The sequence below is a fragment of the Gordonia abscondita genome (genome assembly GCF_032711245.1).
GTDB lineage: Bacteria > Actinomycetota > Actinomycetes > Mycobacteriales > Mycobacteriaceae > Gordonia.
On the sequence record NZ_CP128986.1, the window covers coordinates 201,440 to 223,349 of the forward strand.

Here is a 21,910-nt window from a genome sequence, read left to right on the forward strand (position 1 = left end):
GCGCACCCAGGTTCGTCTTCCCAACACTGGGGCGTGGCCCACGCGTCAGACAGCGACCAGCGTGGCGTCGTCTACGCCACGATACCGGTCGGGTGTGCAGGTCAGGACAATGATCTGCGAACCAGGACCGGCCGTGCCGATGACCGTCGACATCGACGCAAGGCGCTTCGGATCGGTATAGCCGAGCGCGTCGTCGAGAATCACCGGAACTCCGTCGGCCTCGTCGACGAGAGATGCGCACGCCAGCCTCGCGAGGAGCCCGAGCTGTTCGCGAGCGCCACCCGACAGCGCTGCGACGTCGACGGTGACGCCGTCGAGGGTCCGCGACGCGATCTGGAAATCGTCGCCGACCGAGAAGCGCACACCGTCACCGAACACCGGCGCGGCGAGCTCTTCGAGGCGGCGCGCAAACGGGTCGATGTAGCGTGCCCGAGACTCGGACCGCTTACGCTGCAACGTTTCATGCAGCAAGCGTGCACCCTCGGCGCGCTCAGTGACACGCTGGACGGCGACTTGAGCCGCCTCGTTCTCGGCGACCGCGTCGGACAACTCATCAAGGCGGCCGTCATTGCGGCACACCTCGATTCGCGTGGACAGTTCCGCTTGCAGCTTCCGCTGCTGCGCCAGCCGTGCGCGCGTGCGGTCGAGCGCGGCCTCCGCCTCGTCGTACTTGGCTCGGACCCCGGCCGCGTCGACACGGGCCGCCTCGCCTGCCATCTTCGTCTCGGCAGTCTTCGCCTGAGTCAGTTCGTCCTCGGCCGCGGTGACGGCCTCAGCCAACGCATCGTCGGACGTGTCGGCTTCGGCGGTCGCGATCTGCTGCCTTAGCGACGCTGCTGCCACCCGTGCGTTCTCACCGGACGTCTCCCACGCTTGTGCGCGACCGCGCTCCTCCCGCTCGCGATGTAGCTCGGCGTCCCACTCACGCTGCGCCTGCGCGGCAGCGGCTGCGAGCTCCCGCTCTTTGGCGCGCAGCACGACGACATCTTCGGCGCCGGCTGCAGGCACCGGATCGCTCTCAGGGATACACGCCGCGATCTCGGCGCGGAGCGCCGCGAGACCGTCGGCGTCACGCCCGGACAATTCACGCTGCAGCCGCCGATCAGCTTCCGCCGCAACCCGCAACAGTTCGGTCCGCTGAGCCGCCGCAGCAGCTACGTCCGCGAGCCTGCCCACCCCGGAGCGCGCTACGAGTTCGTCCCCGAGAGCGGTGAGTCGGGCCAGGTCGTCGGCGAAAGCTTGTGCGTCTGCGCCTGGGATCACTTGGACACGCATCGACGGCGACTCGACCGTTGTCGACGCTGCGACTCGCAAGGTCTGTTCATCGTCCACAGCAGCGCCGTCAACCTGCACGCCGTCGGCGAGCGGAGTCACCACGACGGTCGCCGCACCCGACTCCAATCGCGCCGTCGCGGCAGCGATGTCACGATCGATCTCGGCCGCGCGCGCAGCGTCGTCCGGGGTCGCGTGCAATTCGGCGACGGCCCGACGTGCGTCGTCGGCCTCTCCGCGCAACCGCGTCACCTCGGCGATCGTGGCATCCAAATCCGCCAGACGGCGTCGGTCGGCTGCGACCCGCTCCGCAGCTTCCGCGTACTCCAGCCACGCCCGCACGTCGTCGAGATTCCGTTGCGCGACGACGATCCGTTCGGCGACGGCCGCGGCCTTCTCGCCCGCGGCGTCGGCGGCACCGCGCGCGGTCTGCACCGCAGTGCTGGTAGTCGCGATCTCCGACTCGAACTGACTGAGCCGTGTGCGCACGTCCGCCCGCTCGCGCGCCGCGGCCCGCGCCGCGTGCACACCTAGCTCACACCGAGCGACAACGGCCTTCGCCGCAGCAAGCCGGTCGCCGACCGCGTCGGCTTCGGAAACGTGCGCGGCAAGAGTCGATACCTCGACCCGCTGCTGTGACTCCTCGCTCATCGCGTCGTCGATCGCTCGGACCACGCGCGGAAGTCCGTCGGCGGCCTCCTGCACCGACGCGAGGAGACGCTCGCGTTCAGCGACCGCGGCCGCAGCGCTCTCCGCCGCCTTTTGAGCCTGCAACAACTCACCACTTGGCCGTCCCTGCGCCGCGGTGAAGTATCGCAGATATTCCTTGGACACCGCAGCCACGAGATCTTGCGACTGTGGGCTGTCAGCGGCCACATCATCGACCTGACCGGCCGCGCGATCTAATGCACGCGACAAAGCGGAACTGTCCGTGAGATCACCCAACTCCGGGTCGGACGACTGCAGCAGACGCAACGCGCGATACAACGTGCTGTCGAGGGACGCACCGAGAATCTGTTCGACACGTTCGTGCGCGGGGCGGCCGGTGAGTTGTTCGGGCGCGGGTTCGATGATCGTCAACGCCGTCTCCGCTGACTTGTTGAAACGCTTGAAGTATTCGAAACGGTAGGCGCCGCAGCTAATCTCCGCGAATACCTCGCTGCCGACGTCACGTCCGGACGGCTGGACTGCCCGAACCTGAGCCTTGGAGCTATTCGCGCGGACCGTCAATAGAAGGTCGAGAGCTTCGACCATCGACGACTTGCCCGCTTCGTTCTCGCCTTCGATGACGGTCACCCCGCTGTCGGCGAATACGACCTCACGCTCGACGATCCCGCGGAAATCTGCAACGCGCAGCCGGTGCAACCTCATCGCGTGCTGCCCGCAAGCCGGTAGAGCAACGACAGAGCCGAGCGGGCAGCGGCAGCATCCGAGCCCGCGTTCACCGAGTCGGGCGCGTACGTCGCACGCTCCTGCAGTTCTTCCGCCGCTTGCGCCGCGTACCCCTGCAGGTCTAGCCCGTCGAGGTCGGCGGCATCGGAGACGATCGTCAGATCATGTCTCCGATCCCAGGTCTTGATCGCCGCGAATCTGTCGGACGATTCCTCCAGCAGCCGATCGAGTGCGACGTTCTCCGACACCGTCAGCGTCCCGACCAGCGCGAGTTGGACGACAGTACGAGGTTTGTCGGCCAACGAATCCAACTTTGCACGCAGCCGCTCGACGTCGGCGGCGTCGTTCATGTCCTGAGTCAGTGTGCGGAACGACCACTGCCCCACTTTGTGTCTGCGGACGTCGACCGACGACGCGGTCCCGCGACGCAGCGTCACCGCCAACACATGTCCGGGCTCGGTCTCCACATTGTCGAACGCCGTCACCTCGGGTGCACCCGAATACCAGACGCGCCCCGACTCACCAACCGACGTCACCGAGTGCCGATCGCCGAGCGCGACGTAGTCGACGAGTTGATCGGCCGTCGCCGCATCGAGACCAGCGCTACGCACGATCGACGGATCAGGATTCGGACTCAACGAATCCATCCCACCGTGGCCGACGACGATTCGGATGTCGTCGGAGGGCGGCAGGTGGCCGAGCTGATCGGCGATCAGATCCGACGTCGGATGCTTCGAATGCCACGGAGCCGCGACGATGCTGACCCCGTCGCGCACGCGGACCACTCCGGGCTCGTCGAGGACGTGCACGTTGTTCGGACGTGCGTCGACGAACGCGGCCGACTGGTACACGCTCGTCGCATCGAGCGGATCGTGATTTCCCGGCAGCAGGTACACCGGCACCGGATAGTCGCCCAGTGCGTCGAGCGTCCGTCGGATGATCCGGGTGGACACTCGCGGATCATCGAATACGTCGCCGCACACCACCACGAACTCCGCGCCGGTCTCCGCCGCGACCTCACCGATCCGCACGACGGCGGCGTCGCGCGCCGCCGCGTACGTGTGCTGCGCTTCGCCGGTCAAGAAACGTCGAGTCATGCCAAGCTGCCAGTCGGCGGTGTGCAGGAAAGTGACCTCGGGGTCGATCGTCGGCACCGGCGGTGCCGTGGGTGGGACGGGCTGCGGCACGGCAGGAGCGGCAGGAGTGTGCGGCACGTCGAACAGCGACAGCGGCTCCATCTCGAACAACGGCTCGGTCATCGTGACCCCCTTTCCACACCTGGAATCGAACTCGCTCCGATACTACGATCCAGGTCCGACAATCTCGGCTCCGGCACGCGGGGTGTGGGGATCGACTTCGCTCGACCAGCGAATGAGAGGCCCGACCAGCGAACTATCCGGTGTGCTGGTGGGACGGACGCTTGAGGAACAGTGTGCAGAGGAAGCCGATGAAGAGGAGCGCGGCACCGAGGTAAATGGCCTGGCCCATCGAGTCGGCGAAGCCGTCGCGCGCGATATCGGGAACCTGCGAGCTGTCGCTGTGGTCGAAATCCGCGCCGGGCAGGTTCGCCGCGAGCCGCGATGTCATCAGTGCACCGATCGCGGACGCACCAATCACCGAACCGACCACACGCGTCGTGTTGTAGACACCCGCACCCGCCCCGGCCTGATACCACGGCAGGTCCCGGGTCGCGGTCGCGGCCAACGGCGCCCAGATACCCGCGCTGGACACGCCCATCAAGATCGTCGGCAGCAGCAGAAGCCACACCGGCGACTCCGGGGTCATGATGAAACCGAGCCAGAACGTGGCGACCGCGTAACCGAGTAGACCCGACGCGACGATCGCACTGGGGTGAAGTCGATCGAGGACACGGCCGACGATGGGTGCGAGGGCTCCCGTCATCACGGCCATCGGCACCATCACCAACGCCGACCGGGTCGGCGACATCCCGCCGACCAACTGAAGAAAGAACATGATCGGGATCATCGATCCCGACACTGCGAAGCCGACCGTCGCGATACCGATGTTGCTCAACGTGAAGTTCCGGTTCCGGAACAAGCTGAGTGGGACGAGTGGCTCGCCGCGCATCTTCGACTGCCAGACGACGAACAACGCGAGAAACACGAGACCGCCGACGACGAGCGCCCAGATCCAGGCGGCCCACTCGTAGCTTTCCCCCTCCTGGATGCCGAACACGACGGCGGTCAACCCGATCGCGGACAGGGCGACACCGATCCAGTCGAATTTGTGGTCGTGCGTCTCCACGTTCGGCACCAGCATCTGCGCGAGCACCAGGCCGACGATGCCGACCGGCAGGTTCACGAAGAAGATCCACTCCCACCCGAACGCGTCGGTCAGGACACCGCCGAGAAGCGGGCCAACAGCGGTCGCGACACCGGCGACGGTTCCCCACACGCCCATCGCCGCGCCGCGGCGTTCCGGCGGGAAGATCCGCGTGATCAACGCCATCGTCTGCGGCGTGATGAGTGCGGCCCCAACCCCTTGCAGACCGCGGGCGGCGATCAACTCGCCGATCGAGCCCGACAGGCCACACCACAGGCTCGCGAGAGTGAACACCACCAGGCCGGCCTGGTACACCTTCTTCGGACCGATCTTGTCGCCGAGGCGCCCAGTGATCAGGAGCGGCACCGCATACGTCAACAGGTACGCGCTCGTCACCCAGACGATGCCCGTGACGCTCGCGTCGAGCGACGCTTTGATCTGCGGCTGCGCCACAGCGACGATCGTCATGTCGACGAGGATCATGAAGAATCCGACACACAACGCGAACAACGCTTGCCACGGTTTGTCGGAAACTGGCTTGAACGTCGACCCACTCGCAACTGACATATCCGACGCGCCCCTGTCTCCGACTTTGAACGACGTGAACCGTAGCACTGTTCACTGGCCGGAACAGTGTGTCGCCAGCCACCCAAATCCGCTGGTCGACGCGCGCTTTCACGGGCGGGAATAATGGAGGGCGCAAACCGTTGCACCGGGGTGGCTCCTGCGAGCCGCCGCTGATGTATGCGCCGACTGGAGAGAACGGAGACACGCGTGTTCGGATCCAAGAAGTCCAAACAGCTCGACACTCAGACCAGCCTTCCGGCGGACGTCGCATCACAGACGTCTGGCCGCTCCGGGCTGGTCATCACGACGCTCGTCGACAAGGCACAGCGCCTTCAACAGCCCGCGGTGGCCCGTTACGTCGCGAACATTCGGCGACGACACCCGGACGAGTCGCCAGAGCAGATCATTCGACGCCTCGAACGGCACTACCTGACCACGGTCACCGCATCCGGTGGGGCCGTCGGCGCCACAGCCGCCGTCCCAGGCGTCGGCACCGTCACAGCGATCGGCGCGATGTCTGCCGAGACCGTCTTCTTCATCGAGGCCTCGGCGCTACTGGCCCTCGCGATCGCCGACGTCCACGGCATCGCCCCGACCCAGCACGATCGCCGTCGCGCACTCGTTCTCGCCGTCGCCCTCGGCGAGGAAGGCGTCGGAATCATCGGGAGGACGCTCGGTAAAAGCAACAAGAATGCGATCGCGCAACTCGGCGTGCCCGGCATCCCGGGCGCGAACCTGGCGACCATCAACAAGGCGCTCACCAATAGGTTCGTCAAGAAATTCACGATCGGCAAGGCACCCGTCATGTTCGGGAAGGTGCTGCCGGGCGGTATCGGCGCAGTGATCGGCGGCGTCGGCAACCGAGCGCTGGGTGCCGCAGTCATCCGCAACGCGCGCAACGCATTCGGTCAGCCGCCCACTCGGTGGCTGACCGTCGTCGACGGCATCGTCGACGGATCTGTCGTCTCTCCGATCGAAGGGGCCAACTGAACCGGCGCGGCTGGATAGCCAGCCTCACCGCGCAGTGCTTCGCCCGCAGGTCAGTGGCGATCGCAACGATCGTCACGACCCTCGGCGCGGTCGCCGTCGACTTGCTCGTACCGCTGCTGGTGCGCGCCGCCGTCGACCTCGCGACCGGCGAACCGACCGCACCGAACGTCACGCTGACCGTCATCGTGAGCGCCCTTGTCGTGGCGGCCGTCGTCCGTTACGCCTGCCAGTTCGGGCGACGTATGAGCGCCGGGGCGCTCGCCGTCTCTGTGCAAGACCGGCTCCGCCGCGATCTCCTCGAGACGCTCCTGCACCTCGACGGTCGCGCGCGCGACGAGATCCGCACCGGCCAGATCGTGTCCCGCTCGATCTCCGACCTGCAGATCGTGCAAGGTCTGCTGGCGATGTCGCCGCTCGCGCTCGGCGGTGCCGTGCAAGCTGTCCTGGCATTCGGCGTGATGGCGTGGCTGTCACCGCTGCTGACCGCGGTCGCGGTCGCCGTCGTCCCCCTACTCGCACTGCTCGTATACGCGAGCAGGCGCCGACTCTTCGCCGCCACCTGGTCCGCCCAACAGGCCGCGGCCGACGTCGCAGGTCACGTCGAAGAGACCGTCACCGGTGTCCGTGTCGTGAAGGGCTTCGGACAGGAGGAACGCGTCACCGACCGGCTGGCCACACTGAGCGCCCGCCTCTTCCGCGAGAAGCTGCGCACCGCCAAGCTCAGCGCCTTCTTCGCCCCGACGATGACGTCGATCCCCCAACTCGGAATGGTCCTGGTGATCGGTCTCGGCGGCTGGCTCACCCTGCACGGAACCATCACCGTTGGCACCTTCCTCGCGTTCTCCACCTACCTCGCAACGATGACCGGCCTGGCGCGCGTCCTCACGAACCTCGTCGTCAACGCGCAACTCGCCAAGGCATCGGTCACTCGCGTCTACGACGTGATCTCGCACCCGCGCGACGCGGCATTCGAGTCCACCGAGACTGCGCCCGACGGGCCGCTCGGAATCGAGTTCGACGATGTCCACTTCGCCTACGACGACACCCCCGTCCTCGACGGCCTCGACCTCTCGGTCGCACCGGGTGAATGCGTCGCCGTCATCGGCGGCCCCGGGTCGGGCAAATCGACGCTCGCTCACCTCCTGGCCGGCGTGTATCGACCGTCCACCGGGTCGGTGTCGCTCACCGATTCTTCGGACCGGGTCGAGATCGCCGACCTGCACCCAGACGCCCTCGCCGACACCCTCGCCGTAGTCGACGACGAGCCGTTCCTCTATTCGGACAGCATCGCCGCGAACATCGCTCTCGGCCCCGACCCTGAGTCGCCTGCCGACCGGCCTGCCGTCGAAGCCGCGGCGGGCGCCGCCGCAGCCGACTTCGCCGCCTCGCTCGATGACGGCTATGACTCAACAGTCGGCGAACGCGGACTCACCCTGTCCGGCGGACAGCGTCAACGCGTCGCGCTGGCCCGCGCCCTCCACGCTGATGCCCGGGTCTTGGTCCTCGACGACGCGACGTCCGCCGTCGACGCACTCACCGAGTCGCGAATCTTGCGGCGCCTGCGCGACGACGGCGCCACCATGCTCGTTCTCGCGCACCGATCGTCGACGCTCACGATCGCCGACCGAGTCGCGGTTCTGCAGGACGGGCGCATCACCGATATCGGCACCGTCGACGAATTGGGTTCGCGCAGCACCGAGTTCAATCGGTTGATGTCCCCCGCGGGCCCAGAGGCTGCCCCCCATCTCGCACTGGACCGGCAACTCGCCCTATCGGTCGACGACCTGTGGCCCGGCGGAGCCGTCCCGGCCCCCGGTGCCCGCCGCGTCGGCGAACCGCCCGCCTCTGCCGCCGTCGGGCGGCGTACCGCCGGCGGCCCGATGTCGGGAGCGCTCGGCGCGATGCCCGCCACACCCGAGATCGAAGCGGCCGTCGCGGCCCTTCCGCCCGCCGATGAGGAACCCCACGTCGACGAGGCCGCCGCGCGAGCCGAACGCCCGACGTTCGGCCTCGTGCAGATCCTCCGCCCGGTCCGCGTACTGCTGGTCGCGTTGATCGGCACGATCGCCGTCGACACTCTCGTCGGCCTCGCGTTCCCATCCATCGCACGGCACGTCCTCGACGCCGACAGCACCGACGTCATCGTCACCGCTACCGGTGTCGGCGTCGCCCTCGTCGCACTCGCCTGGGTGGCCGGACGGATCAACACGATCGTCGCTGCCCGTGCGGGCGAACGTGTCCTCTATTCGCTGCGCATCCGCAGCTATGCACATCTGCAGCGCCTCGGCCTCGACTACTACGAGCGCGAACTGTCCGGCCGCATCATGACGCGTATGACGACCGACGTCGACGCATTGTCGGGATTCCTACAGACGGGCCTGTCATCCGCTGTCGTAGCGCTCCTCACGCTGGTCGGAGTCCTCGCCGCCTTGGTGATAACCGATTGGGAGGTCGCGCTCGCGGTGCTCCCGATCTTCCCAGTGCTGGCCGTCGCCACCGTCTGGTTCCGGCGTGTCTCGTCGGCCGCATACACGCGCACCAGAGAACTCGTCTCCGCGGTGAACGCCGACTTCCAGGAGAACATCGCAGGATTGTCTACCACGCGCGGCTATCACCACATCCCGGTGGCGGTCGCCGCGTTCGGCGAGCGATCGCAGGCCTGGTATCGCGCCCGGATGACCTCTCAGCGGGCCGTCGCGGCGTACTTCCCGTTTATCCAGTTCTGCGCCGACCTCGCGACCGCCGTCGCCGTCGGTGTCGGCGCACACCAGATCGCGTCCGGACAACTCCAGCCGGGCACCCTCATCGCGTTCGTCCTCTATCTGGCTATGCTGTTCGGCCCGGTGCAACAGTTGACGACGGTGTTCGACGGCTATCAGCAGGCCGCCGTCGGGCTGCGCCGTATCCGGGATCTTCTCACCACGAGAACGTCGATCCTCGACGCCGCGGACCCCGACACCCCTGACACGCGCACCGGATTCGACGGCGCGGTGGCGTTCGAGCACGTCGGCTTCCGCTACCGCGGCGCCGACAATGAAGCGTTAGCCGACATCGACCTTCACGTGCCGCCGGGCAGTTCGCTCGCACTCGTCGGTGCGACCGGCGCGGGCAAGTCGACCATCGTGAAACTGCTCGCACGCTTCTACGATCCGACAGCCGGGCACGTCCGCATCGACGGCGTCGACCTGCGCGACATCACTCTCGCCCGATACCGCTCACGTCTGGGCGTCGTCCCGCAGGAACCTCACCTGTTCGCAGGCGACGTCGCCGAGAACATCGCCTTCGGTCGGCCGGACGCGAGCCGCGAGCAGATCGCCGACGCCGCCCGGCGGGTCGGAGCCGCGACGATGATCGCGGCCCTTCCCGGCGGGATGGAGCACACCGTGTCCGAACGCGGCCGCAGTCTTTCCTCCGGGCAGCGACAGCTCATCGCGTTGGCCCGAGCCGAACTCGTCGAACCCGACCTGATCCTCCTCGACGAGGCGACAGCCACGCTCGACCAGGCCACCGAAGCCCAAGTCCTCGCCGCGGGCGACGCCCTCGCACGACGGCGGACCAGCGTCATCGTCGCCCACCGTCTCGGCACAGCGGCGCGTGCCGACGCGATCGCCGTCGTCGACGCCGGCCAGATCGTCGAGTACGGCGACCACCAGAGCCTCTACGAGGCGAACGGTCCATACCGTCGCCTGTGGGACGCAGGCGTATCGGCTGACGCCGACGCCACCGCACCTATGATCTCGACCACATGAAAGGTGACCTGGACCTCCATCCATACCTGAACGCGGCGACGAACGACACACCCGCGTAGGCTGGTTAATTGGCTGGCGTTGCGACCACAAGCCGCACTCGACCAGCCAGGTGACACGACAAAGCACTGGGTGAATTGAGGCGAGACAACGCTGTGAGCAGTTCGATTTCTGAGTCCGACTACGGACAGAACGAATGGCTGGTCGAGGAAATGTACCAGCGGTTCAAGACCGATCCCTCCTCTGTGGATCCGAGCTGGCATGAAGTACTGAAGAACTACAGCCCGACTAACGGCAGCGCGCCGGCCTCACCCCAGACCGCTCCCGCAGCTAAACCGGCGGCACCGGCCACCGCAGCACCCGGCACTCCGGTCGTCGCACCCAAGCAGGCCGTCACGCTGGATGCCGAACCCTCGCGGACCCCGACGCCGACCTCGGCTCGGACGACGACCGAAGCCGCGGCCACGAAGGCCGCCTCCGGCACTAGTCGGTCGACTACCGCCGCGAAGTCGCAGAGCGTACCTGCCGAAGACGAGGCAAAGGTCCTACGCGGCCCCTCCGCGGCGATCGTCCGCAACATGACGTCGTCGCTGGAGATTCCGACCGCGACGAGCGTGCGCGCGATCCCGGCGAAGGCGATGATCGACAACCGGATCGTCGTCAACAATCATCTCGCCCGCACGCGCGGCGGCAAGATCAGCTTCACCCACATTCTCGGCTACGCGATCGTCCAGGCGGTCAAGGCGTTCCCGAACATGAACCGACACTTCGGGGTCGTCGACGGCAAGCCGAACGTCATCACGCCTGCGCACACCAACCTCGGTCTGGCGATCGACTTGCCGGGCAAGAACGGCGAGCGCACGCTCGTCGTCGCCGCGATCAAGAACTGCGACACCCTCGACTTCGCCGGCTTCGTCGCCGCATACGAGGACATCGTCCGTCGTGCGCGCGACGGCAAGCTCGGCGCCGCCGACTTCGCGGGCGTCACCATCTCGCTGACTAACCCGGGCACCATCGGCACCGTGCACTCGGTGCCGCGTCTGATGCCGAACCAGGGCGCGATCATCGGTGCGGGCGCGATGGAGTACCCGGCCGAATTCCAGGGCGCGAGCGACCAGCAGCTCGCCGAGATGGGCATCGGCAAGCTGATGACCCTGACCTCGACATACGATCACCGGATCATCCAGGGCGCGGAGTCGGGCGACTTCCTGCGCACGATCCACAATCTGCTGCTCGACGACGCGTTCTACGACGAGATCTTCACGTCGATGCACGTCCCGTACGAGCCCATCCGCTGGCGACGCGACCTCCCCGCGGGCGTCGTCGACAAGAACACGCGCGTCCTCGAGTTGATCGCCGCCTACCGCAGCCGCGGCCACCTCATGGCCGACACCGATCCGCTCGCGATGGACTCCGACGCCCGGTCGTCCCACCCCGACCTGGACGTCCTCAACTACAACCTGACTCTGTGGGATCTCGACCGCACGTTCACCGTCGGCGGCTTCCACGGCCAGGACAAGATGAAGCTGCGCGATGTCCTGTCGGTACTGCGCGACGCGTACTGCCGCCACATCGGCGTCGAGTACACGCACATCCTCGATCCGGAGCAGCAGCGCTGGATGCAGGAACGTGTCGAGATCAAGCACGTCAAGCCGCCGGTCGCCGAGCAGAAGTACATTCTGAGCAAGCTCAACGCGGCCGAGGCTTTCGAGACGTTCCTGGCCACCAAGTACGTCGGTCAAAAGCGTTTCTCGCTGGAGGGCGCCGAGACCGTCATCCCGATGATGGACTCCGTCATCGACCGGTCCGCCGACCACAACGTGCAGGAAGTCGTCATCGGCATGCCGCACCGCGGCCGCCTCAACGTCCTCGCCAACATCGTCGGCAAGCCGTACTCGAAGATCTTCACCGAGTTCGAAGGCAACCTCGGCCAGGCACAGACTCATGGCTCCGGTGACGTCAAGTACCACTTGGGCGCTGAGGGCACCTACTACCAGATGTTCGGCGACAACGAGATCAACGTGTCGCTGACCGCGAACCCGAGCCACCTCGAAGCCGTCGACCCGGTTCTGGAAGGTATCGTCCGCGCCAAGCAGGACCTACTCGACGAGTCGCAACAGTTCAAGATCCTGCCGCTGATGCTGCACGGCGACGCCGCTTTCGCCGGTCAGGGCGTGGTGGCCGAGACGCTCAACATGTCGATGCTCCACGGCTACCGCACCGGCGGCACCATTCACATCGTCGTCAACAACCAGGTCGGCTTCACCACCGCACCCGAGTACTCGCGGTCGACGCAGTACTGCACCGATGTCGCCAAGATGATCGGTGCGCCCGTTCTGCACGTCAACGGTGACGACCCGGAAGCCTGTGTGTGGGCCGCGAAGCTCGCCGTCGACTACCGCGAAGCGTTCAACCGCGATGTCGTCATCGACCTCGTCTGCTACCGCCGCCGCGGTCACAATGAGGGCGACGACCCGTCGATGACCCAGCCGGCCATGTACGACGTTATCGACAACATCCGCAGCGTCCGTAAGAGCTACACCGAAGCTTTGATCGGCCGTGGCGACATCTCCACCAAGGAGGCAGAGGACGCGCTGCGCGACTACCAAGGTCAGCTGGAGCGCGTGTTCGTCGAAGTCAAGGAGCTCGATCGGTTCACGCCGGAGGCTTCGCCGTCCGTCGAGGGTGAGCAGACGCTCCGCACGAAGCTGGTCACCGCCGTCCCGCAGGATCGTCTGAAGGAGATCGGGGACGCCTTCGTCAACCTGCCGGAGGGCTTCGCCGCCCATCAGCGCGTCAAGCCCGTCATCAAACGCCGTCACGAGATGACGACAGCCGGCGACGTCGACTGGTCGTTCGCCGAGTTGATGGCGTTCGGTTCGCTCGTCCAGGAGGGCACCACCGTCCGCCTGTCGGGTCAGGACTCGCGCCGCGGCACGTTCACCCAGCGCCACTCGGTGCTCATCGATCGGGACAACGGCTCGGAGTACACGCCGCTGAACCACTTGGGCGAGGACGCGACCGGCCGTTTCCTCGTGTACGACTCGCCGCTGTCGGAATACGCGGTGCTCGGCTTCGAGTACGGCTACGCCGTCGCGAACCCGGACGCTCTGGTCCTGTGGGAGGCGCAGTTCGGCGACTTCGTCAACGGCGCCCAGTCGATCATCGACGAGTTCATCAGTTCGGGCGAGGCCAAGTGGGGCCAGCGCAGCGACGTCGTCCTGCTACTGCCGCACGGCCACGAAGGCCAGGGCCCCGACCACACGTCGGGCCGCATCGAGCGCTTCCTGCAGCTGTGCGCCGAGGGCTCGATGACCGTCGCACTGCCGTCGACCCCCGCCAGTTACTTCCACCTGCTGCGTCGCCACGTCCACGACGGCATCAGCCGTCCGCTGGTCGTGTTCACGCCGAAGTCGATGCTGCGAAACAAGGCAGCAGTCTCCCCGATCGAGGAATTCACCGAGGGCAAGTTCCAGTCGGTCATCGACGACCCGCACTTCGCGAAGGGCGGCGCCGATCGCGCGGCGGTCAAGCGAGTCCTGCTGGTCAGCGGCAAGCTGTACTACGAGTTGGCCGCGCACCGCGAGAAGGAGAACCGCGACGATATCGCGATCGTCCGCGTCGAGCAGCTGTACCCCGTCCCGCACCATCGCCTGGCGCGCACTATGGAGCGGTACCCGAACGCAGCCGACTTCGCGTGGGTCCAGGAGGAGCCCGCCAACCAGGGGCCGTGGCCGTTCCTCGGTCTGTGGCTGCCTGAGTTGGTTCCCGCTCTGCGGGGACTGCGTCGCATCTCGCGTCGCCCGATGTCCGCGCCGTCGTCGGGTATGAGCAAGGTCCACGCCGTCGAGCAGGCGGAGATCGTCGACGCCGCTTTCGAGTAAGCCGACACATGAGATGAGCCCGGGTTCTCCGCGATGGAGAGCCCGGGCTCTTTCACATCCAGGCGAGTTTCCATCCGCGCCGGATGCCCGCTGCGTTAGTCGGCTACCTCACCCACGAGACCGGCGAGCAGCGGCAACGCTGCGACGAGTATTTGAATCAACTGGTCGCGAGTCATCGCGGGTTCGGCGAGCCAGCGGACGAGGGTTTCTTCGACGAATGCGATCCATCCCGCGACGGCGAGCTCGATCGCCGGCGTCCGGTCAATACCCAGTTCGGGCGCCCGTTTGAGGATACGTTCGGCCATGGCCGCGCGCGTGCTGTCGGCGACGTCGCGGATGTCGGGGTCCGCGCTCGTTGCGCCGCGGATCACGCCGATGAAGCCCCGCCCATTCTCGGCGACGTAGTCGACGTATGCGGCGACCGACGAACGCAGAACCTCCAGGACGTCGGTAATGTCCTCGCGCGGCAACGTCCGTTCGAGCATGATCTGCGCCTGTTCACGGACCACCTGCAGATGGAAGTCGGCTTTCGACTCGAAGTAGTGGAAGATCAGTCCCTTCGACACGCCCGCCGCGTCGGCGACGGATTCGATGGTGATCGACTCCAGTGGCCGCTCCCCCGCCATCGCGACGCCGAGATCGATGAGCTGGCGGCGCCTCGCATCCGGGCTCATACGCGTTCTCGATGACGTCATCACTCCACCCTAAGCCACTATTGACCTTAGTTCAATTGGCTATTGACTCACATTCAACAACGCCTTATCGTGGAGACTATGACAACGCATGATGTAGAGATCGTGATCATCGGTGCCGGGTTCTCCGGCCTAGGCGCGGCCATCAAGCTCGCTCAGTCAGGGCACGACGACTACCTCGTCCTCGACCGCGGCAGTGACTTCGGCGGCACATGGCGCGACAACGTGTACCCCGGCGCCGCGTGCGACGTGCCGTCGCACCTGTACTCGTACTCGTTCGCGCAGAATCCCGACTGGAGCCGGTCGTACTCGCACCAGCCGGAGATCCACCGCTACATCAATACTGTGGCCGACGAGCACCGCATCGCCGACCGGACATGGTTCGGCACAGACGTCACCAGCGTGGACTGGAACGAGGACGAAGCCCGCTGGACCGTCCAGGCCGAGCGCGAGGGCAAGACCGTCACCGTCCGCACCGGCATCGTCGTCGGCGGCATCGGCCCGCTCTGCGAGCCGAACCTGCCCGACATCAAGGGCATCGACGGATTCGGCGGAACCATCGTCCACACCGCGCGCTGGGACACCGACTACGACTTCGCGGGCAAGCGCGTCGCCGTCATCGGCACTGGCGCGTCGGCCATCCAGGTGGTGCCCGAACTCGGTAAGACTGTCGGCCACATGGACGTCTACCAGCGCACCGCACCGTGGATCATCCCGCGCAACGAACGCCCCTACCTCAAGGCGGAGAACTGGGCGTTCAAAAATGTGCCCGGCCTGCAAAACCTGATCCGTGGCACCATCTACACCGCGAACGAGAGCGTGGCCGCAGGCATGACGTTCGCGCCGAAGGCCCTCAAGCCCGTCGAGGCGCTCTGCCGCGCCAACATCTTCCGCGGCATCCGGAATCCGGAACTCCGTAAGGCTGTGACCCCGACGTTCGCCGTCGGATGTAAACGCATCCTGAAGTCGAACGAATGGTATCCGACGCTCGACCGGCCGAACGTCGACCTCGTGACCGACGGCATCGCCGAAGTCACCGAGACCGGCATCGTCACCAAGGACGGCACTGCGCGCGACGTCGACGTGATCGTGGTCGCCACCGGCTTCCATGTCACCGACTCCCCCGCATTCGAGTCGATCCGCGGCGTCGGCGGCAAGAGCCTCTCACAGGTCTGGGCGGCCGACGGCATGCAAGCGTACAAGGGCTCGTTCGTCCACGGATTCCCGAACCTGATGCTGCTGGTCGGACCGTCGACGGGCCTCGGCCACACGTCGATGGTGTACATGATCGAATCGCAGCTGAACTACCTCGTCGACTACATCCGCAAGACACGCAAGGCCGAGATCGGTCGCACCGAGGTCAAGCTCGAAGCGCAGAATCGGTACAACGACGATCTACAGCACACGCTGCGCAACAGCGTCTGGCAGACCGGGGGCTGCGCTTCCTGGTACAAGGATGCGAACGGCAAGATCACCTCGCTGTGGCCGGGCTTCACATTCACCTTCCGCAACGCGACACGCGAGTTCGACGTGGCGGCGTACAACGTGACGCCCCGCCTCGAGTCCAGCGACCTGACCCCAGCCGCAGGCGCCTGAGCCTCACGCACAGCACCCGCCGAAACCCACCACACTTGAAGAGAAGGACAATCGTGAAAGACTTCCGCAACAAGGTCATCGTCATCACCGGCGCAGGATCGGGCATGGGTCGCGACCTAGCCGTTCAACTCGGTCGGCGCGGCGCCAAGCTCGCTATCTCGGACATGAACCCCGATGGCCTCGCCGAGACCGAACGTCTGGTGAAGGAGACTGGGGCGCAAGTCCATTCGCAGATTCTGAACGTCGCCGAGCGGGAGGCGTTCCTCGAATACGCCGACACCGTCGCCGCCCACTACGGCACAGTCAACGCCATCTTCAACAACGCGGGGATCGCCCACCACGGCGAAGTGGAGCACACCGAGTTCAAGGACATCGAGCGTGTGATGGACGTCGACTATTGGGGCGTCGTCAATGGCACCAAAGCGTTCCTGCCGTACATCATCGCGTCGGGCGACGGCCACATCGTGAACACGTCGTCGCTGTTTGGCATCCTCGCCGAGCCCGGGCAGGCCGCATACAACTCAGCGAAGTTCGCGGTCCGCGGCTTCACCGAAGCTCTCAACCAGGAGATGATCATCGCCAAGCACCCGGTCAAGGTGACCTGTGTGCACCCCGGCGGCATCAAGACGGCGATCGCTCGTAACGCGACCACCTCGGGCGACCACGATCAGAAGGCCACCGCAGCGCTGTTCGACAAGTACTTGGCGAACACGAGCTCGGAGAAGGCAGCCGAGATCATCATCAAGGCAGTCGAACGCAACCATGCCCGCGTCCTCGTCGGCGCCGACGCGAAGCTCCTCGACCTGTCCGTGCGCTTGGTCGCATCGAAGTACCAGGGCATCAGCGCACACGTCACCGGTTGGGCGATGAACAAGATCAGCAAATAGGCCGACGTCGCAGGCCCTCGTTGCTGGGCCTCGTCACGCCCCGTGTGTCGACAGCCATTCTCCGGCGACCGCACGCGGATCGGACCCCTCACGGACCTCGCGCACCATCTGCGCGAGGTCCGCTGTGGTCAGGTCACCCGCGACACGACTGAGAGCCTTGAGCTGAAGCTTGCCGAGGTGCCCGCTCGCATACACCGGCACGAGTTGCTGTGCGATCGGAGCACCATCGGACTTGAGGGTCTGGACGTCGGTCAAGTCCTCCACGGACGCGGCGTCGAGCGCTGTCGTCAGACCGAGCACACCGCCGCCACGGACAGCGGACACGAGTTCGTCAGCGGTCGCGACCGTCTTCACGGGCCCGTGATGGCAGACGGCTACCGCGTCCAGGACCGAGGTCGGCGGTGCCTTAGTGACGACCAGCGGCAGACCTGTGGGAAACTTGCCGCAGTCGGCGAGCGATTCGACACCCGCGCCTTCGATCGCCTTCTGCGGCGCGAGGATCTGCCACCGGTCCGACACGAGTGCCGGATCGCCGACCGACACGTTCTGCGGCAACGACCGGTTGACGTCGGCGAGCACATCGTCGGCGGTCACCGCTGTCGGTGCGGGCGTCAACTGCACGAGCAGGTCGCCGGTGAACGACGGGTACAGCCCCAAATCGCCCGAAGCGACCCGATCGAGGAGTTCGTCCTGCGGCGCCGAATCGTCAGTCCGCTGTACCTTGAGGCCCGTGCCCGCCAACGCTCCAGCGTAGATCGCCGCCGCCGTCCGCGACTCGGCTGATCCGTCGTGCCCGACAGTCAGAGCCGGGTCGTCGTCATTGCCGCATGCCGTCAGGGAGACGGCGGCGATGACGGCCGCCGCAACTGCCGCCGTGATTCGTTGTTGAATGCCCATCAGATGCAACCGTAGTCGACGCCGCCCGTCACGCAGTCGCGGCGAACCCGATGACCGATGTCGCAATCAGTTGCACGGCGATCGCGGCGAGCAGCAGACCCGCGATCTTCGCGAGCAACGTGATACCGCCGACCTTGAGGACGCGGATCAGCGTCGTCGAGTACAGGAGGGCAAGGCAGACGACGACGTGCGCGGTCACGATCGCCGCCGCGATCGCCGTGTATGCGCCCGCGTCGCCGTGACCTTCGCTGACTGCGACGATCACCGCGGCGATCGCCCCCGGTCCCGCGAGCAGCGGCGTACCGAGTGGAACCAACGCGACGTTCACGTCGTCCGTCGACTTCGCTGTTGGGGCTTCGCCTGCTCCGGTCAATAGCTGCAGCGCCACCAGCAGGAGCAGCAGTCCACCCGCGCCTTGCAGCGCCGGGATCCCGATGTGCAGGTACGCCAAGATCGCGCGACCACCGACCGCGAACAGCGAGATGACGAGCAGCGACACGAGAGGCGCCTGCCAAGCTGCTCGGCGTCTGTCCTCGGGCAACCGTCGTCCCACTAAGGACAGAAACACCGGCACCTGACCGGGCGGATCCATGATGACAATCAGCGTGATCGCTGTCGCGGTATAGACGGAGAGTTCAAACGGCACTGCCCGAGTGTAAGCGGCAGCGTATCGAGCACCTAGGTCGGTAACATCAGCACAATGCCTTCCATTCCGCGCATGTTGCAGCCGGGAAACCGTGGATCGGGACGACCTCAGGTCGACCCGCCGACACCTCCGGTGCCGTCGGCGCGCGCGGTCGTCGACTGCGGCGTCTACGTCGACGGCGTTCGCCGCAAAGGCACGCAGGACTTCCGAAAGTCGCTTGCGCAAGTCCGCACGAGCGGTGAGGGATTCGTCTGGCTCGGGCTGCACCACCCGGACGAACGGCAGATGAACGACGTCGCCGACGCGTTCGGGCTGCATCCGCTGATGGTCGAGGACGCGGTGCACGCGCACCAGCGACCGAAGCTCGAACTGTACGACGACACTATGTTCCTCGTGCTGCGGACGATCAGCTACGTCGACCACGACTCCCTCGAAGTGGCCAACGACATCGTCGAGACCGGCGAGATCATGGTGCTCGCGGGTCGTGACTTCGTGATCACCGTCCGACACGGTGACCACACCCACCTCACCGGTGTGCGGCAGCGTCTCGAGCACATGGCTGACCATCTCAAGCTCGGACCGTCGACCGTCGTGCACGCCGTCGCCGACCGGGTCGTCGACAGCTATCTGGCCGTCGTCTCCGATATGGAGTCCGATGTGGACGAGATCGAGGAGCGCGTGTTCTCCACAAAACACAACGACATCGACATAGACGTCGTCTATCTGTTCAAACGCGAAGTCCTCGAACTGCAGCGTGCCGTCTATCCGCTCGTGATGCCGTTGGCTCGGCTGTCCGGCAACAAGTCGACATTGGACATGTCGCCGATCCGTTTCGAGAGTCCAGTCATGTCGGCGGACGGCAAGGAGATCCGCCGCCACTTCCGCGACGTCGCCGATCACCTCACGCAGGCGACAGAGCTGATCGCCGAATACGACGAGCGGCTGACGACGTTACTCAACGCCGCTTCGACGAAAGTGTCGATCCAGCAGAACACCGACATGCGCAAGATCTCGTCGTGGGCCGCGATCGCCGCCGTCCCGACCGCGATCGCAGGCATCTACGGAATGAACTTCGATCACATGCCCGAACTGCACTGGACCTTCAGCTACCCGGTGCTGCTGGTTCTCATGGTCTGCGTCTGTTTCACCCTGTGGCGCACCCTGCGCAGAAACCACTGGCTCTGACCGTCGTGTCGAGCGGGGAAGTCGTGTCCGTCAACTCGGGGTGACGGCAGATCTCGTCGGGTCTGCGATATCGACGCCTGCTTCGACCCAGGCGTCGCGCAGCGCGGCGGCGCCCTTCAGCCGCACCCATGCGGCCTCGTTAGCCGTGATCGGAACGGCACGCAGGAAGTGAACCGGCTCGGCGGGGTCGTCGAGCGGCAGGTCCGCGATCTCCGTGTCGGCCGTCAGGAGGAAGGCCGAGCAGATCGCACCCGCCCACAGCGGTTCCTGCAGGTCGATGAGCGAGTCTTCGGCCAGGACGAGGCCTTCTACCGCGGGCGCGGCGGCCAACGTCGCCAACGCCTTGTGCAGTCCCGGTAATGGCGCAACCGCCCGCATACGCACGACTGCTTCCGCGCGCGGTCCGCGGACCGGGTCGGGCGCCAGGTCGTTGGGGTCGTGCATCGGGTGGCGAGCACAGCCCACGGTCGCGAACACCAATTCGTCGCCATTGACGAATCGCAGGACATCGACGGGTTCCACACCGAGGAACGTCACCGACGCTCGCTGCGGCTCCGAGCCGACGACACCCGCCACATGCTTGACCACCCGGTCGGTGATCGACCCCGAAGTTGAACTCACCCGACCAGTCAAGCACGACGCCCACGACCGGGCCCGCACCGGTGCAGATCGCACCTGTCGATGGGGTCGGACCCGGTCCGGTCAGCGCAGGGCGGTGCCGCTCGCCGTGTCAAATACGTGCAGACGCGCTGTGTTCAGGGCGAGTGTCAGCTTTCCGCCGCGTCGGACGTCGGTGTACGGCGTCAGACGTGCGACCTTCTGGCCGCCTGCCGTCGTCGAACCAATGTCCTCGGCGAGTTGATGGAGGATCTGGTTCGCGGTGTCCGGCGCGCTGAGCGTGAAGTACACGTACTTGTCCGACCCCATCGACTCGACGAGGTCGACGTCGATGTCGAAAGTGAGGAACTGTTCGAGCTCGGCGGGGTGCGTGAGCGCCGCGTCGACGAGATGTTCCGGGCGGATCCCCAACAGGACCTCACCGTTGCTTCCCGCCTCCCGGGCACGGCCGGTCACCTGCTCGTAGTCCGGGAATTCGACGTGCCCGATCGGGGTGTCGACACCGGTGGCGGTGAGATGTCCCGGGATGAAGTTCATCGACGGCGAGCCGATGAAGCCGGCGACGAACAAGTTGACCGGGGTGTCGTACAACTCCTGCGGCGCCCCGACTTGCTGGACGTGACCGGCGCGCATGACGACGACGCGATCGCCGAGGGTCATCGCCTCAGTCTGGTCGTGGGTGACGTACACGGTGGTCGTGCCGAGCCGGGCCTGCAGGCTAGCGATCTCGGTGCGCATCTGTACGCGGAGCTTCGCGTCGAGGTTGGACAACGGCTCGTCCATCAGGAACGCCTTAGGGGAGCGAACGATCGCCCGGCCCATCGCAACGCGCTGGCGCTGTCCACCGGACAGGTTCGCGGGTTTGCGGTCCAGGTATTCGCCCAGGTCGAGGATGCGGGCGGCCTCGTCGACCTTCGCAGCGACCTCGTCCTTCGGCTTCTTCGCCAGGGTCAGCGGGAACGCGATGTTCTCGCGCACCGTCATATGCGGGTACAGCGCGTAGCTCTGAAAGACCATCGCGATGTCACGGTCCTTCGGTGCCATCTCGTTGACGCGATCGCCGCCGATACGGAGTTCGCCAGACGTGATGTCCTCGAGACCGGCGATCATGTTGAGAGTCGTCGACTTGCCGCAGCCCGACGGCCCCACCAAGATGATGAACTCGCCTTCGGCGATCTGCAGGTCGATGCCGTGAACGGCGGTCGAGCCGTCCGGGTACTGCTTGGAAACGTTGTCCAGAACGATGTCGGCCATG

Annotated in this window: 14 protein-coding genes; 6 read left to right on the plus strand and 8 right to left on the minus strand. The window is 66.1% G+C overall.

Translation table 11 applies throughout. From position 1 onward, the window contains the following. Positions 1–45: 45 nt before the first annotated feature. The 3 genes from MP11Mi_RS00955 to MP11Mi_RS00965 all read right to left on the minus strand — a co-directional run bounded on the left by MP11Mi_RS00955 (position 46) and on the right by MP11Mi_RS00965 (position 5,514). Positions 46–2,643, minus strand: coding sequence for an AAA family ATPase (locus MP11Mi_RS00955; RefSeq protein WP_420040461.1), 2,598 nt, complete (start codon positions 2,641–2,643; stop codon positions 46–48). Further along, a complete protein-coding gene (locus tag MP11Mi_RS00960) occupies positions 2,640–3,923 on the minus strand; it encodes a metallophosphoesterase family protein (protein ID WP_420040462.1) in 1,284 nt (427 codons plus the stop codon). The genes MP11Mi_RS00955 and MP11Mi_RS00960 overlap by 4 nt, the downstream gene beginning before the upstream one ends. A gap of 133 nt (positions 3,924–4,056) precedes the next feature. Next, positions 4,057–5,514 carry a DHA2 family efflux MFS transporter permease subunit gene (locus MP11Mi_RS00965; protein WP_420040463.1) on the minus strand — a complete coding sequence of 486 codons (1,458 nt, stop codon included), beginning with the start codon at positions 5,512–5,514 and terminating at the stop codon, positions 4,057–4,059. 207 nt (positions 5,515–5,721) lie between these two features. On the opposite strand from MP11Mi_RS00965, the gene MP11Mi_RS00970 reads away from it, so the two are divergent. The 3 genes from MP11Mi_RS00970 to MP11Mi_RS00980 all read left to right on the plus strand — a co-directional run bounded on the left by MP11Mi_RS00970 (position 5,722) and on the right by MP11Mi_RS00980 (position 14,134). Beyond that, a complete protein-coding gene (locus tag MP11Mi_RS00970; protein WP_420712819.1) occupies positions 5,722–6,504 on the plus strand; it encodes a hypothetical protein in 783 nt (260 codons plus the stop codon). Then, entirely contained in the window at positions 6,471–10,253 is a 3,783-nt protein-coding gene (locus MP11Mi_RS00975; RefSeq protein WP_459076869.1) for an ABC transporter ATP-binding protein, read from the plus strand. The genes MP11Mi_RS00970 and MP11Mi_RS00975 overlap by 34 nt, the downstream gene beginning before the upstream one ends. Positions 10,254–10,405: 152 nt before the next feature. Continuing rightward, positions 10,406–14,134, plus strand: coding sequence for a multifunctional oxoglutarate decarboxylase/oxoglutarate dehydrogenase thiamine pyrophosphate-binding subunit/dihydrolipoyllysine-residue succinyltransferase subunit (locus MP11Mi_RS00980; RefSeq protein WP_420040464.1), 3,729 nt, complete (start codon positions 10,406–10,408; stop codon positions 14,132–14,134). Positions 14,135–14,229: 95 nt separating this feature from the next. Here MP11Mi_RS00980 and MP11Mi_RS00985 read toward each other — a convergent pair whose 3' ends face one another. Continuing rightward, the gene (locus MP11Mi_RS00985) at positions 14,230–14,829 is read right to left on the minus strand and encodes a TetR/AcrR family transcriptional regulator (RefSeq protein WP_420040465.1); all 600 of its coding nucleotides are present in this window, start codon (positions 14,827–14,829) and stop codon (positions 14,230–14,232) included. A 78-nt stretch (positions 14,830–14,907) separates the two neighbouring features. On the opposite strand from MP11Mi_RS00985, the gene MP11Mi_RS00990 reads away from it, so the two are divergent. Continuing rightward, a complete protein-coding gene (locus tag MP11Mi_RS00990) occupies positions 14,908–16,422 on the plus strand; it encodes a flavin-containing monooxygenase (protein ID WP_420040466.1) in 1,515 nt (504 codons plus the stop codon). Positions 16,423–16,475: 53 nt separating this feature from the next. Next, complete coding sequence (locus MP11Mi_RS00995) at positions 16,476–17,309, plus strand: SDR family NAD(P)-dependent oxidoreductase (protein WP_420040467.1); 834 nt, start codon at positions 16,476–16,478, stop codon at positions 17,307–17,309. A gap of 33 nt (positions 17,310–17,342) precedes the next feature. Here MP11Mi_RS00995 and MP11Mi_RS01000 read toward each other — a convergent pair whose 3' ends face one another. Both MP11Mi_RS01000 and MP11Mi_RS01005 read right to left on the minus strand, forming a co-directional pair. Continuing rightward, positions 17,343–18,206, minus strand: coding sequence for a glycine betaine ABC transporter substrate-binding protein (locus MP11Mi_RS01000; protein ID WP_420040468.1), 864 nt, complete (start codon positions 18,204–18,206; stop codon positions 17,343–17,345). 28 nt (positions 18,207–18,234) lie between these two features. Further along, positions 18,235–18,852, minus strand: a complete 618-nt coding sequence (locus tag MP11Mi_RS01005; protein ID WP_420040469.1) for a MarC family protein — start codon at positions 18,850–18,852, stop codon at positions 18,235–18,237. A gap of 54 nt (positions 18,853–18,906) precedes the next feature. On the opposite strand from MP11Mi_RS01005, the gene MP11Mi_RS01010 reads away from it, so the two are divergent. Beyond that, positions 18,907–20,037, plus strand: coding sequence for a magnesium and cobalt transport protein CorA (locus MP11Mi_RS01010; RefSeq protein WP_420040470.1), 1,131 nt, complete (start codon positions 18,907–18,909; stop codon positions 20,035–20,037). A 30-nt stretch (positions 20,038–20,067) separates the two neighbouring features. Here the strand turns inward: MP11Mi_RS01010 and MP11Mi_RS01015 are convergent, their stop codons facing one another. Then, a complete protein-coding gene (locus MP11Mi_RS01015) occupies positions 20,068–20,658 on the minus strand; it encodes a suppressor of fused domain protein (protein WP_420040471.1) in 591 nt (196 codons plus the stop codon). Positions 20,659–20,739: 81 nt separating this feature from the next. Then, positions 20,740–21,909, minus strand: coding sequence for an ABC transporter ATP-binding protein (locus MP11Mi_RS01020; RefSeq protein WP_420040472.1), 1,170 nt, complete (start codon positions 21,907–21,909; stop codon positions 20,740–20,742). Position 21,910 lies beyond the last annotated feature (1 nt).